At 32.2% G+C, this 12772-nt stretch carries 16 protein-coding genes; 12 read left to right on the top strand and 4 right to left on the bottom strand.

Annotated features, from left to right (window positions below; translation table 11 throughout):
• The first annotated feature begins 121 nt into the window (after positions 1–121).
• Positions 122–1174 carry an epoxyqueuosine reductase gene (locus tag ACZ5N4_RS15165; protein WP_464203347.1) on the top strand — a complete coding sequence of 351 codons (1053 nt, stop codon included), beginning with the start codon at positions 122–124 and terminating at the stop codon, positions 1172–1174.
• Position 1175: 1 nt separating this feature from the next.
• Here the strand turns inward: ACZ5N4_RS15165 and ACZ5N4_RS15160 are convergent, their stop codons facing one another.
• Positions 1176–2033, bottom strand: coding sequence for a metallophosphoesterase family protein (locus ACZ5N4_RS15160; protein ID WP_464210960.1), 858 nt, complete (start codon positions 2031–2033; stop codon positions 1176–1178).
• Between the two features lie 374 nt (positions 2034–2407).
• Complete coding sequence (locus tag ACZ5N4_RS15155) at positions 2408–2587, bottom strand: H-type small acid-soluble spore protein (RefSeq protein WP_464203346.1); 180 nt, start codon at positions 2585–2587, stop codon at positions 2408–2410.
• Positions 2588–2973: 386 nt separating this feature from the next.
• Here ACZ5N4_RS15155 and ACZ5N4_RS15150 point away from each other — a divergent pair, with 386 nt between their 5' ends.
• Positions 2974–3300, top strand: a complete 327-nt coding sequence (locus tag ACZ5N4_RS15150) for a hypothetical protein (RefSeq protein ID WP_464203345.1) — start codon at positions 2974–2976, stop codon at positions 3298–3300.
• A 375-nt stretch (positions 3301–3675) separates the two neighbouring features.
• Here the strand turns inward: ACZ5N4_RS15150 and ACZ5N4_RS15145 are convergent, their stop codons facing one another.
• Positions 3676–4359 carry a hypothetical protein gene (locus ACZ5N4_RS15145; protein WP_464203344.1) on the bottom strand — a complete coding sequence of 228 codons (684 nt, stop codon included), beginning with the start codon at positions 4357–4359 and terminating at the stop codon, positions 3676–3678.
• Positions 4360–4449: 90 nt separating this feature from the next.
• Between ACZ5N4_RS15145 and ACZ5N4_RS15140 the strand changes: the two genes are divergently transcribed.
• The 7 genes from ACZ5N4_RS15140 to ACZ5N4_RS15110 all read left to right on the top strand — a co-directional run bounded on the left by ACZ5N4_RS15140 (position 4450) and on the right by ACZ5N4_RS15110 (position 9706).
• On the top strand, positions 4450–5142 hold the full coding sequence (locus ACZ5N4_RS15140) for a TetR/AcrR family transcriptional regulator (protein ID WP_464203343.1): 693 nt from the start codon (positions 4450–4452) through the stop codon (positions 5140–5142).
• A gap of 847 nt (positions 5143–5989) precedes the next feature.
• Positions 5990–6301, top strand: coding sequence for a hypothetical protein (locus tag ACZ5N4_RS15135; RefSeq protein ID WP_464203342.1), 312 nt, complete (start codon positions 5990–5992; stop codon positions 6299–6301).
• Between the two features lie 176 nt (positions 6302–6477).
• Positions 6478–6780: a hypothetical protein gene (locus ACZ5N4_RS15130; protein WP_464203341.1), complete on the top strand. Its 303-nt coding sequence runs from the start codon at positions 6478–6480 to the stop codon at positions 6778–6780.
• A 135-nt stretch (positions 6781–6915) separates the two neighbouring features.
• Positions 6916–7053: a hypothetical protein gene (locus ACZ5N4_RS15125; RefSeq protein ID WP_464203340.1), complete on the top strand. Its 138-nt coding sequence runs from the start codon at positions 6916–6918 to the stop codon at positions 7051–7053.
• Between the two features lie 228 nt (positions 7054–7281).
• A complete protein-coding gene (locus ACZ5N4_RS15120) occupies positions 7282–8202 on the top strand; it encodes an alpha/beta hydrolase family protein (protein WP_464203339.1) in 921 nt (306 codons plus the stop codon).
• 60 nt (positions 8203–8262) lie between these two features.
• Positions 8263–8802, top strand: coding sequence for a nitroreductase family protein (locus ACZ5N4_RS15115; RefSeq protein ID WP_464203338.1), 540 nt, complete (start codon positions 8263–8265; stop codon positions 8800–8802).
• Between the two features lie 178 nt (positions 8803–8980).
• On the top strand, positions 8981–9706 hold the full coding sequence (locus tag ACZ5N4_RS15110) for an intradiol ring-cleavage dioxygenase (RefSeq protein ID WP_464203337.1): 726 nt from the start codon (positions 8981–8983) through the stop codon (positions 9704–9706).
• A 163-nt stretch (positions 9707–9869) separates the two neighbouring features.
• Here ACZ5N4_RS15110 and ACZ5N4_RS15105 read toward each other — a convergent pair whose 3' ends face one another.
• Positions 9870–10112, bottom strand: a complete 243-nt coding sequence (locus tag ACZ5N4_RS15105) for a zinc ribbon domain-containing protein (RefSeq protein ID WP_464203336.1) — start codon at positions 10110–10112, stop codon at positions 9870–9872.
• 489 nt (positions 10113–10601) lie between these two features.
• Here ACZ5N4_RS15105 and ACZ5N4_RS15100 point away from each other — a divergent pair, with 489 nt between their 5' ends.
• From ACZ5N4_RS15100 to ACZ5N4_RS15090, 3 genes are all read left to right on the top strand, one after another.
• Positions 10602–11513, top strand: a complete 912-nt coding sequence (locus ACZ5N4_RS15100) for a PhzF family isomerase (RefSeq protein ID WP_464203335.1) — start codon at positions 10602–10604, stop codon at positions 11511–11513.
• 132 nt (positions 11514–11645) lie between these two features.
• Positions 11646–12182: a flavodoxin family protein gene (locus ACZ5N4_RS15095; RefSeq protein ID WP_464203334.1), complete on the top strand. Its 537-nt coding sequence runs from the start codon at positions 11646–11648 to the stop codon at positions 12180–12182.
• Between the two features lie 114 nt (positions 12183–12296).
• Positions 12297–12749, top strand: a complete 453-nt coding sequence (locus tag ACZ5N4_RS15090; protein ID WP_464203333.1) for a GNAT family N-acetyltransferase — start codon at positions 12297–12299, stop codon at positions 12747–12749.
• Positions 12750–12772 lie beyond the last annotated feature (23 nt).

The raw sequence follows: 12772 nt of genomic DNA, 5'->3' as shown, positions 1-12772 counted from the left end.
TCACTCCAATCTCTATATTAAAATAATATATTGATAAAAATGAATTGTCAATTCGAATATATCAATTTTACAAATATATAGTTGTTTGATAGTATAAGTTTATGGAAGGGGTGTATATGAAATGAATTCATTGGGAGAACAAATAAAAAATACAGCACTTAGTATGGGATATGAAAAGTGCGGCATTATTAAAATATCTGATATGTCCGGCTATGAGGAAAAACTTAATGAAAGAATTGAGCGTATTCCAGCTACTAAGCCATATTACGAAGGATTTTATCGTTTTGCCCACTTGCAAGATACATATCCTTGGGCAAAATCAATAGTTATCTGTGCAAGACAATACGGAAAATATCATATTCCTGACCACTTGGAAGGTTTGATTGCTAAATATTATTTAGTAGATAGTAGAAGAGATGAGAACTCCGAAGATTTTCAAGACAGTTTGAAATTTGAAGCATATATGCAAGAACTGGGGATTAAAACCGCTACCGAAAGAAAATTTGGAATTACTGCGTTGCGCTGGGCCGCATTAAAAGCTGGACTTGGAATAATACGTAAAAATAATTTCTTCTATACGGACTCCGGTTCATGGGTGTATTTAGAAGCATGGCTCATAGATAAAGAGTTGGAATCTGTTGAGATACCAAAATTGAAGGAATGTCCTGAAAAATGCAATCTGTGTATTAAATCCTGTCCAACATCTTCTTTATCTGAGCCTTATACTATGAACCGCTCCTCATGTGTTTCTTGTCTTACCACCTGGGAAGGTTGGGATTTACCACATGAAAAATTTAATGAAGAGATGGGTGGTTGGGTCTTTGGCTGCGATGTTTGTCAAAATGTTTGCCCCATGAACAAAGGAGCTTGGAATGCTACAGAAGAATTCCCTGGTTTATCTGAATTAAGTAAGCATATATCCCTAGAAAAAATCCTTAAAATGGACTATACATTTTTAGAGAATGTAATGCAACCTAAGTTTTGGTATATAGAAAAACATAATGTTTGGAGATGGAAGACTAATGCCATTAACGCAATGGTCAATGATTATAAGGAACAGTATAGGGAATATATTTTTTATGCCTGTAACGATAGTAATGCAAAGGTAAGAGAAATGGCGGAGTGGGCAATTCAAAAATTGAATCTGCTTCCTCATAAACCAGGGACAAGTTAAATTAATTCAAACCAACATCACCTGAGAATATCATGTGAGTATTAATAACTGAAGGGTTGCTTTCATTTATCTCAAAAACACGAGCACCCCTTTGCAGTTTAGGATTACCATAAGTTGCATAGCCTGCGTTTCCCGCGTAACCAAGCAATACACCGTCAAGGATAGCCGTGTAGGTGTTGCTATGATCATGACCAACAAAAATGCCCTTAACATCACCTGTGTTGACAATAGTATGGAACATGCCGGTATTGATTAAAGAGGCACCTTCAGGCTCAAGTCGTAGGCCATCGACATAGCCGTTTTGATATGCAGTATAGAATTCCTGAAGCGGTATATGAAAAAACATTATAGCAGGTATTACCTTTTTATACTGCTTTTTAAGTTTCTTTGCTATAGTTTTATACCAGCAAATTTCCGTGCAGGTTATATAGTCATAGGTTCCTGAGGTACAATATTTCCCTGAATCTAGCAAATAAATATTAAATTCAGGAGCCTGTGAGGATGTCCCTTGTATCAGTAAATTATAGTTTCCTATTCTGTTTCCTGTCTTAAAGCCAATTTGGCTGATGTTATAATTAAAGGTCATGTAAAAATTCATCATCTCTTCTTTGTTCATCACTAAATGCTCATCATCATGATTCCCAAACACAATAGCCCACGGAATATTTCTCGCTTCCATAGGTCCTGCAATATTAGTTATTGCCTTTTTAACATCCTCTGTTGTTTTACACTTTTCATCGATGTTATCTCCTGTTAAAACCACAAGATTAGGTTTTTCTTTGTCCAAAATTCTGTTCATGAGCTCAAGAGTTCGTGGATCCGTATCAGGACCATCCTGAATATCAGCGAACTGAACAATTTTAAATTTTCCTGATGTGTCAAACTTTAAAGAATGCTTGGGCAGCGGTGAATTGTTTCTATAGATTATTTTAAAGAGAACATTGCAGTAGACTAATGATAGTAGGTTCATTATTAATTTGGGTGGATTGAGTTTCATTTAGTATCACCTTCTATTAACTTTGTAGCTATTGGGTTTCTAATTCAATATATGCTATTTGATTTTAAATGGTATCATTAATCGAAAAAGCAATAGATGTCTTAGTAAGAGCACTTGATTCAAAGGATGAAAAAATTCGAATTAAAGCAGCAATTGGATTGCTTAAATACTACCAAATCATATATTTTTACATAATACAAGGCAACCATTTTTTATGAAAATAGTTGCCTTGTTATTTAATGTTCCATTAGGTCAGTTAAAGAGACCTCTTGTTCACTTTTAGGGTTGTTTAGAGGATGTATTTTAGCAGTCCCTTCATTGTCGTTTACACTTTCGATGTAAATTCGTGTTCCATTATGTGTTACATCAGCCATAATTGTTGATGAAGCAATTTCTTTTGCACGTACTGTATTCATGATAATAACCTCCACTTATTATTTTTTAGACAATCATAATTTTTACATTAAACTAATAAAATATTCTTTAATTATAGAATCTGAAATAACTGGCAGTTAATTTTGAAAGAAAAGCTAAAAATCCTAAATAAAAATGCTGCAAATATTTTTAGTTAATTCGCAACTTGAATAATTTGCGACGTAACTGCTGAAAATGGAAATACGAACAATGGTCTTTGAAAATTGAACAATGCGGTGTTAAAAATACCTATGTTTTCTGCAAAGTGATGAAGATATATAGATATTGTGGTATAATTTTCATGTGAATTAAATAACAATTCTAATTAACTGTGAAGTAAAGATTATTTATATAATCCGCGGATAAATAGTAATTTGAGAGGTGCCACATGAATCAAATATATATCGGAAATATTTGTCATTGTATGCCAGCTAATAGCACAGATAAAGAAGGTAACAGGGATATAATAATTAAGCTTTGCTTTGGACCTATTGAGTCAACTATATATGGTATTACAAAGGATAACAAGTATTATATGGATTATACTTTTCCAGTTGGTCTTGGTGACGATGAACTAGAACATGATTACCGTATGATTAGCAAATCGGAAATGCTAGAAGCCATTAATAATGAAATTGAACTTTGCGAGCTTAACGAAGGCAATGCCATAGCTGAAGCCTTGAAATTCGAAAAAGCAAAAATCGAAAGAACGTAGAAGCAATAATTTAGAAAAACACGTTAAATTCCAATTTTGTCTGACTGAGCAAAATGAGCATAATGTGTGATTGAGTTAATGCGTATATTTCATATTATTGTAAAACTAACAAGTCCTACACTCTTGATTAAAAGAATGTAGGACTATTTATTGCTATAATAAAATTCCAATGTGGAGAGAGGATATTTATGTATCTATAGTTTATACAGTTATAGGATAATTATTATAAAATTTGTTTAAACTTATCTAGTACGGTTATAATTCAATATGTATTTCCATATCGTTAATAATTCCATTATCAGTCAATTGTAATGTAACCCAAAATAAACTACTAAATCAGAAGTCGCTTTATTATAACAATAATGATAATGTCTTCTATTCTTCGGACATGGCAATATACCAATTTCTAAATTCAATAGAGAAGTGATTCAAATGCCCATGTATAAGAGTATCTGGTGCAGCTTTTGGTAAAATTATAGTTAATTTTGCCTGCATTCCGTCTTTGTAGTCGCGTAATTCATGTAATGCATAGCTAACCAATTTTCCGTTTTTATTTTTTATAATTGCAACAAAACCATATGGGTAGTCTTTATCAGCTGGAATTGGTATTGTTGAATCAATTTCAGTTAGATTTAGGAAAATATGCCATGGATATTCGAATTCTCCAAGGTTCTCAATTACCTCTGCTCGTCCATCCGGCAAAACGCGATTACGATAGTGATCAGGATGAGCGGTACCTAGTAATTTACTCTCGTTTTTCACCAAACACATGAACCATTTATGGAATTGTTCTGCTCTCACTTTAGGCATTTCTAGTAGGACAGATCCAGACTTCCATTCTCCATTTGATTCATCAGTCCATTTTTCCGTTTGAATAGTAGCTTCGTTAAGTTCTTCCTCTATTAAGTTTATAATCTTTTCACTGCCAATTTTGTTCTTCAAAAAAGTAAGCGCTCTTCGAGATCTCACTAATTCCATTTTCTGAATATCTTGATCAGTCAAGCATTCCTCACCAATATAAGCTGTAACTGAATAGGATAAATTTTTTGCTGTATCCATAACTTTTTACCTCCATTTATTATAAATTAAATTGAAAACAACACCGTGTTGTTTTATGCTTATATTATATTATGAAAGTTTTCATAATCAATGAACACAAATTTTGAATATGTTGAATTTGCAAAAAAAATATTAATGGAGGTAAAAATGAATACTAATATCGATTCTACAAAAATACGTCGAACTCGTCAAAAAATTATAAAGGCCTTTCTGGATTTATATGATATAAAACCACTTGGACAGATTTATATCAAAACTTTGACTGAATCTGCCGGAATAAATCGTGGCACCTTTTATCTTCACTATATTGATTTAAATGATCTTCTTACATCAATTGAAAATGAGCAATTAGACGCAATTGCTAAACTTAGTAGAGAATTTCATCATTTTTATTATTCAGAAAAAACCAACGAATTTGCTCAATTTTTTAAACCTATACTTAATTATATAGTTGAAAACAAAAAATTGTTTAAAATTCTCACTAGCCCTCATAGTCATCTCTATTTTAGAGAGTCTTTCAAAAAGATGATGAGAAATAATTTTACTCAGAGATTCCATTCTGTACTTATGACAGCAAAAAATAAAGAATTGTTAAAAAAAGAATATGTTATTGAGAGTCTTATTAATGGTAATCTTGCCATGATAATACACTGGATTCAATCAGATATTAATCTATCTCCAGATGAACTGGCCGACTTAATAAGTTGTACTGTACTTAAAAGTCCACTCTCTATAATTGAAAGTAATATTAAGTGGTTTCACAATGATAATTACCTCCCATAGTAACTGCAGCGGTTTCGTTCTATAATTTGTTTAAAAAATTGAGCAGCTTTATCTTTTAGTCATAAAAATAAAAGTTAAGCTGCTTGTTCTTTGCAGCTTAACTTCTGAATCCAAATCTATTCATAATGTAAAAATGTAAAACAATAATGACCTAATTCCTCTGTTACTAATTTATAGCATAAAAAACACCTCGACGGGAATATTGGTGGGGTACTGGTTGAGGCGAAGCGCATTTGGGGCACACTTCATTTTTAGTGGTTCTTAGTTTCAATGCATCTTTCAACCTATTGTTGAGCCCTCTCAACGATATTTTTACACTCCATCTCTGCTACTGCACCTAATATAGTTAGTATAAACTTATAACTGACACCACAAGTATTTATCCCTTATTTAACAAAATTAACTGTAACACCTTTGTTTTTGAAATAATCATATGTTTACCTAAGATCATCAACATTTCTTCCTAACCTGCTTATGCTTTCACAATAAATTATATCACCTCTATAATTATAATATATTAAATTATAGATTATTTGCTACAATGATTATTGTACAGACAAATAAAAAAGAGATACTATCGGGGGATGACTCATTATATAAACTTTATAAAGTTTATATTAAATAGAGGATTGATATAATTAATGCCTAAACATATCCGATAAATTAGGTTAGAGATACATCGTTTATTAACCATAATCCTATAGAATTTAAATGATAGTATGTCTTGTATTGTGAAGAAAAAGGAGAAAAAATATGATTTACAGGGTAGATATACTTTTATTTGATGAGTATGATCCATTTTCTAAGATGTATGAATAATTAATTTACATATGGGGGGAATTAAAAATTGAAAAAGAAAGGTACTATAATTATAGTAATATCTATTGTTTTTATAGTATTTAATATTGGATTTGATATTTTTACTCATTCAACAGTTGAAAGAGTTATAAGAACTGACTTGTTCTTTCAAGGTTATTTTGTAAAGGCATTTAAAACAGAAATTTCTGAAAGAGCAATTCCTGACTCACAATATGGTACTATGTACATTTGTAGAAATCCTGCTATTGGTCCAGATTCATATGACGTTGATAGTAAATATAAGTATTTTGGTAAATTAAAATATTGGTATATTAATCCGTCTGGAACTGGTGGGGGTTAAATATAATGATAAAAAATACTCTTGAAAAGACGAACAATTTATAAAGACAGCGCATTATTAAACTTTAATTAGTCTTAATGAATTATCTTGAAAAATATGGTATAATGACCGATAAGTAATTCAGAATCGTAAGACAGTACAAAGTAAGGATAGCTTATTGGGGGAAGAGATTTTAAATGGGGAAAAAATATTTAATTATTATATTGCTTACTTTTATTCTTTGCATTACTGTCTATAGCAAGTCAAGGTCAAATATTAAATATTACCTTAACAGTGGCACTTCAATTGATTCAAATGCAAAAGACATTATGCCCACTCTTGATGATTTACCTAAATATCAGAATATCGAATACAAATATACTTATAGATCAATGATTGTATTTGAATCTAACTCAGTTGTTTTAGTTGTGAAATATGATGATAAAACATATAAAAGCGAAAAAGATAAATTAGCAAAAAAATATATTTTTTTAGATTAAAAAATCGCCTTTAATGGTGATGAAAGTAAATATATTATTCCTGAACATGAGTTTTCAATAAATAGTTATACTTTTAAAGTTGTAGCTGGAAATGTAAATGGAAAAGGAAATACACAATTCCCAAAATCCTTTGGTATGATTGGAACATCTGAAAGGAAAAAAAGTATAGCATATTTGTATTTTTATGATAAAGATTTAGATGTTATTGGAAGAAAAAATGACAAAAACCCTATGGCTAATTTTGTTAAGGATTATTTTAATTACGATTTTTAACCATGCGTTCTTCATGTCGGGGTACTGGCCAGTCACTCGTAAAAGGTATTATAACGACTCTTTCCGCAATTGGGCTTAGCGTTAAACCTGTAGGATCAATATATGGGATTAGTGTCAAAGGAATAGCTCCTATAGAATTAAATGGTGTAATTAATAAGTTGGTAATTGAAGGTGGAGTAAATCCCGCAGGAGGAATATAAAAATAGGCGACATGATGAATGATGTGAATTGGAAGGGAAAGAAATAAATATGAAAACTTTGATGGAGGAAAAAATGGATACTTTTGTTGGTTACTGTGAGGTTGAGCTTATTGATGATTACATGGGCGTAGCATTTCCGATGGCTATCATGTATCCGACATGCACTCCTGGAAAAACAGAAAACGTGGGGCCATACAGCATGAATGTCTCAATAAATTCCGAGCCCAAAGAAGGTGTATTCCCTTTAATATTAATATCTCACGGCAGCGGTGGGGGACATTTGCTATATCGAACGCTTGCTCATCATTTGGCTTGCAATGGTTTTATAGTCGGAATGCTTGAGCACCCATTTAATAATAGGAACAACAACTCATTGGAGGGGACTGTAAAAAACTTAATTAATAGACCACGTCATCTTTGTACTGCTATCGATTGGTTTTTCGATAGCAAAAAATTTGGGGAGTTATTAAAACCTGATTCTGTTTCTATAATAGGACATTCTATGGGTGGGTATACAGCGTTAGCAGTGGCAGGAGGCTTGCCAACTTCATTCCCTCATGAGTGGCCAGAAGGACAACCTCAGCCAATCAGTGTAATGCATGATAATAGAGTTAAAGCACTGGTTTTGTTGGCTCCGGCATCAGTTTGGTTTATGGAGAAAGAAGCGCTGAATGGAGTTAATATTCCTATATTAATGTTTACTGCGGAAAAAGATGAATATACCCCCAATTTTCATGCTCAAATTATTTTGGATGGAGTTCATGATAACAAGAAGATTATATACAGAAGTGTGAAAAATGCTGGACATTTCTCATTTTTAAGTCCGTTTCCAAAATCCATGACTAAGGTGGAATTTCTTCCTTCTCAAGATCCATCTGGTTTTAATCGTGAGAATTTTCATCATGAAATGAATACAAAGATTTTGGATTTTTTATCACGCAAATTATGATATAATTACCATTAATAAAGTCAAAATAATAAAATAGGACTAACTAATGGAGGAGTATAAATGGAGAAAGGAAAGATGAATTCAGCAATGCCATGTATATTAAATCGTAGAAGTGTCCGATCATATACTTCAGAAGAAGTGAGTAAAGATGCTATCATGCAGATGTTAACTGCAGCTAATTGGGCTCCATCTGGTAATAATATGCAACCATGGAGATTCTCTGTAGTAATGAATAATAAGGAACTAATAAAAAAAGTAGCGTCTCTTACTGTATACCATAATTGGGTAGAGACTGCCCCTTGCTTGATAGCAGTTTTTCTAGACACTAAAGTTCTAGACGATAAGGTTCCAAGTATTTACTTGAAACATGCTCAATCAATTGGAGCTGCAATACAAAATATGCTACTTGCTGCTCATGGACTAGGGTTAGGTACTTGTTGGATTGGAGAAATATTAAAAAATGAAGATAAAGTACGAGAATTATTGGGAGTTTCAGATGAATTACAGTTAATGGCCGTTATATCTGTTGGATACTCAAGTAGAAGTAATCTAAAATCTAATAGAAGGGACATTTCTGAAAATATTATAAGTTGGTTATAAAGTTAAGCATTTACTCTTTTTTAAAGTGAAATATGGATATCTTTTATTATCCTTATGGTATTATGCATTTATATTTGATGAGGTTAATTTTGAAATCTCATCACTTAAACATGCACTTTCCTCAAGATGGATCCATATAATGATATATAATCATGAAACCTGAAGGAGAATCTTATCAATGTTTCAAGATGAAAGGCATGCTTGTTGTCAGTGGATTAATGAAAATATTCTGACACAGCAGTACAACAAATTTTGTACTTTAAGCTATAGTTTCGAGCATACAGATAAATGTGTACTTACCAGTTCCGCCGCTGAAGGTCCCTTCTATCTAAAAAACTCAATAGTTCGAAAGGATGTTCGAGAAAGTCAGCGTGGAGTTGACCTTCTGCTCAGATTAAAAGTTGTCGATGTGAAGGGATGTACGGCGATTCCTGGACTAGCAGTGGATATCTGGCAAGCTAGCGCCTATGGAGTTTACTCTGGATTTACAGGGTATCAAGGTGTTGAAGTGTCCATGAACCCAAAACCCGTACCGACTGACCGTGAAACATTTTTACGTGGTCGTCAGTATACCGATGAAAATGGCATGGTTGAGTTTCTAACAATATATCCCGGGTGGTATCCACCAAGAACGGTTCATATTCATGTGAAAATACTTGATGATTCTAAAGAACTCCTTACAACTCAGCTATTTTTTCCTCAGGGGTTAACAAACATAATTCATTCCTTGCCACCATACAATTTAAGACGATTCAGTTCATATACAAACGAAAATGATATCGTTCTTAGACATTCTCACGGCGTCCAAGGAGGATGGCCTAAGTTCACTAAAATGGGAGAGGGATTTCTTAAAGGCACGTTGACTATTGGGATTGACTATGGTTATCGCACTTCTCTTGATTAAATTCAATAATCTATAAAATCCATCAAAAAGAGGCCAAATTTTAAAAAACGGCTTCCGTTTTGAGGTGCAAAACAAAAAATCTCATAAGTAATAACGCAAAAACAGCATTAATATTCACATATATTAATGCTGTTTTATCAGGTTCTTAATGGTATTTATATGCTTATTTCCAACGCTTGAGAGTCGGAAATAAAGTTGTCAGTTCTTTTCTTGCTTCTTCTTCGCCTATTGCTTTTCCTAAAACAGGTACAATTTTCTCAATCATTTCTTCCATAGATATATTGGGATCAATAAATTTTCCGTCTTTATAGCAATTTGTGCAGTAAATGCTTCTACTTCCGTCTGGTTCTGTTGCTATGAAATGTGCATGTTCTTCGTTAAACGGTAAACCACAACTTTGACACATTGTTACTTCTGTCATTTTTATCATTCCTTTCGTATAGTATATAAATATTCAATCAACAGTTCGCCTTTAATATACAAGTATTTCCTATTATTATATCCGAAACAAAAAGATAGTACCAATATTTTAAAAGAATTATTGTCTACTATTTAAAATAAATTATATCTTCCAAAGTGAAAGGTTTATCTGCTATACCAAGCAACATAGCAGAGGTTACATCTTCCTTAGCTGAAAATAGCAATAATTATATACCCATTATTTAACGATTTTAATTTTTGAGATAATATTTTATGACTTATATTTGGAATAGATTTTTTATTTCTCCATATCTTATTCCACTTTCCTAGCAGTAAGTATCTAAGTAAAAAGTGCGTACTAGTATGTATATTTCAATAAGGCTATAATTAATTATATAATAAGTGATATTAATTTCCTCGAATTAAAAAATGAGTTCTAATCTATAAATTTATAACATCCTTAGGGGGTAAAATTATGACAAGAAAATATAATTTATATCAAATTGATTCATTTACAAAGGAAAAATTCACAGGAAATCCAGCAGGAGTAATAACAAATGCAGATGGATTAACTGATTATGAAATGCAGAAAATAGCTAGGGAACTTAATAATTCTGAGACAGCCTTTATTTTTTCTTCAAATAGCCATGAATATGATGTTCATATACGTTTTTTTACTCCAACAAGTGAAGTACCGATCTGTGGACATGCTACTATTGCTGCCCATTATGCACGTGCTATTGAAAATGGACTCGATACTTCAAAAGTTTATCATAAAACAGGTGCTGGAATTTTGCCAGTTGATATAGTAAAAGAAAATGGGGATTATAAAATTGTTATGACCCAGGGAAAAATTGAGTTTGGTACTATTATTGATGGCGTAAATAAAAAAGAACTTCTAGCAGCACTTAATATAACAAAGAGTGATTTATTGGAAGACCATGAAGTACAGATTGTTTCAACAGGTCATTCTAAAGTTATGGTTGGTATAAAAAGCAATGAAACTTTAAACACAATACAGCCGGATTATGGCAAACTTTCTAAGCTGAGTAAGGTTATTAAATGTAATGGATATTATGTTTTTACGATTAATTCACAAGATAGTGATATTTTAATACATGGCAGAATGTTTGCACCTGCAATAGGCATTAATGAAGATCCTGTAACTGGTAATGCAAATGGTCCTTTAGGTGCATACCTTGTTCATCGAAATTTAGTTAAGCACAATAATTCTTTATTTAAATTCAAGGCTAAGCAGGGTGAAGCTATAAAACGACCTGGTGTTATTGAAGTTGAGGTAAAGATAGAAAATGAAGAACCTGTAGAAGTTAAAGTCTCTGGAAATGCTGTTGTAATATTTAAATCTGAATTATCATTAAATGATTAAAAAGTCTGTATTATAACTGTTACGGAGATAGAGATTAATATATAGGGGTGTCTTTTGTTTCGTATGATTGAGTTATGTCAGAGTTTTAAGAAATTGCTAAATAAAATTATATACACATTAGGAGGTATTGAAATGAAAGTATTGATTTTAACAGGAAGTCCACATTCACAGGGAACTACAGCATTCCTTGCTGATGAGTTTTGCATTGGTGCAAAGGAAGCAGGTCATGAAGTAGTTCGTTTTGAAACAGCCAAATTAGATATTCATCCATGTATAGGTTGTTATCACTGTCGCAAGAACGAAGGAAGATGTGTATATGATGATGATATGTCAAAAATTTATCCACATCTATTGACAGCTGATGCAGTTGTTTTAGTAACACCACTCTACTATTTTGGTATAACAGCACAACTCAAGGGTGCTATTGACCGATTTTTTTCTGTTAATCCTATATTACATGAGACATCAAAAAAGCTTTTTTTAATTGCTGCTGGCAATGATAAGGATGATTGGGCAATGGATACTTTGAAAGCAAATTTTCATGCTATATGTAATTATCTTCATTGGCAAGAAGGTGGCATGGTTCTCGCTTTGGGGGCAAATACCAGGAAAGATGTAGAAAATAGCCAATACTCAACAATGGCAAGGAGCTTAGGATTAGGTCTATAATTTTACATAAAATCCTTTATTTATGCTATAATAGCTTGTATAATTATATTAATACATAAGGCCATGTTCGTTATGTATTGCAAAATGTTTTATAGCATGAGAGGAGGAGATATAATGAGTAAAAATGATATCTCAATACAAAAGGCTCAGAAAGAGGACTATGATGAGCTACGCAAGATTTTTTTAAAAACAAGACAGGAAAATTTTAATTGGATGGAATATGACAGTATAAAGCTAGAAGATTTTGATAGTAGCACGGAAGGTGAGTTAATATTAACAGCAAAAATAGGCAATGACATTGCTGGGTTTGTTTCAATTTGGGAAGAAGATAAATTTATTCACAATTTATTTGTTTCATCAAATTTTAAAAGGCGTGGAGTAGGCAAAGCATTGATAGATCAATCTGTAAAAGAAGTTGGATTACCATTAACATTGAAGTGCGTAAGGGCAAATGTAAATGCTTTAAATTTTTATTTATCTCAAGGGTGGACAATCGAGGAAGAAGTTATAGAAAATGAACCTTATTATTTAATGAAATATGAAGATATAAGTGTATTAGAAAAGTAATCATGACACGCAGTTCTATTAAG

The organism is Clostridium nitrophenolicum, assembly GCF_055391695.1.
Note: the sequence above shows the minus strand (reverse complement) of the source record. Positions and strands in the feature narration are given on the sequence as shown.

Coding starts and splice junctions, on each gene's coding strand:
- ACZ5N4_RS15165 (WP_464203347.1), top strand. CDS start 122: ATGAATTCATTGGGAGAACAAATAAAAAATACAGCACTTAGTATGGGA.
- ACZ5N4_RS15155 (WP_464203346.1), bottom strand. CDS start 2,587: ATGAATACAGTACGTGCAAAAGAAATTGCTTCATCAACAATTATGGCT.
- ACZ5N4_RS15150 (WP_464203345.1), top strand. CDS start 2,974: ATGAATCAAATATATATCGGAAATATTTGTCATTGTATGCCAGCTAAT.
- ACZ5N4_RS15145 (WP_464203344.1), bottom strand. CDS start 4,359: ATGGATACAGCAAAAAATTTATCCTATTCAGTTACAGCTTATATTGGT.
- ACZ5N4_RS15140 (WP_464203343.1), top strand. CDS start 4,450: ATGAACACAAATTTTGAATATGTTGAATTTGCAAAAAAAATATTAATG.
- ACZ5N4_RS15130 (WP_464203341.1), top strand. CDS start 6,478: ATGGGGAAAAAATATTTAATTATTATATTGCTTACTTTTATTCTTTGC.
- ACZ5N4_RS15125 (WP_464203340.1), top strand. CDS start 6,916: ATGATTGGAACATCTGAAAGGAAAAAAAGTATAGCATATTTGTATTTT.
- ACZ5N4_RS15115 (WP_464203338.1), top strand. CDS start 8,263: ATGGAGAAAGGAAAGATGAATTCAGCAATGCCATGTATATTAAATCGT.
- ACZ5N4_RS15110 (WP_464203337.1), top strand. CDS start 8,981: ATGTTTCAAGATGAAAGGCATGCTTGTTGTCAGTGGATTAATGAAAAT.
- ACZ5N4_RS15105 (WP_464203336.1), bottom strand. CDS start 10,112: ATGTGTCAAAGTTGTGGTTTACCGTTTAACGAAGAACATGCACATTTC.
- ACZ5N4_RS15100 (WP_464203335.1), top strand. CDS start 10,602: ATGACAAGAAAATATAATTTATATCAAATTGATTCATTTACAAAGGAA.
- ACZ5N4_RS15095 (WP_464203334.1), top strand. CDS start 11,646: ATGAAAGTATTGATTTTAACAGGAAGTCCACATTCACAGGGAACTACA.
- ACZ5N4_RS15090 (WP_464203333.1), top strand. CDS start 12,297: ATGAGTAAAAATGATATCTCAATACAAAAGGCTCAGAAAGAGGACTAT.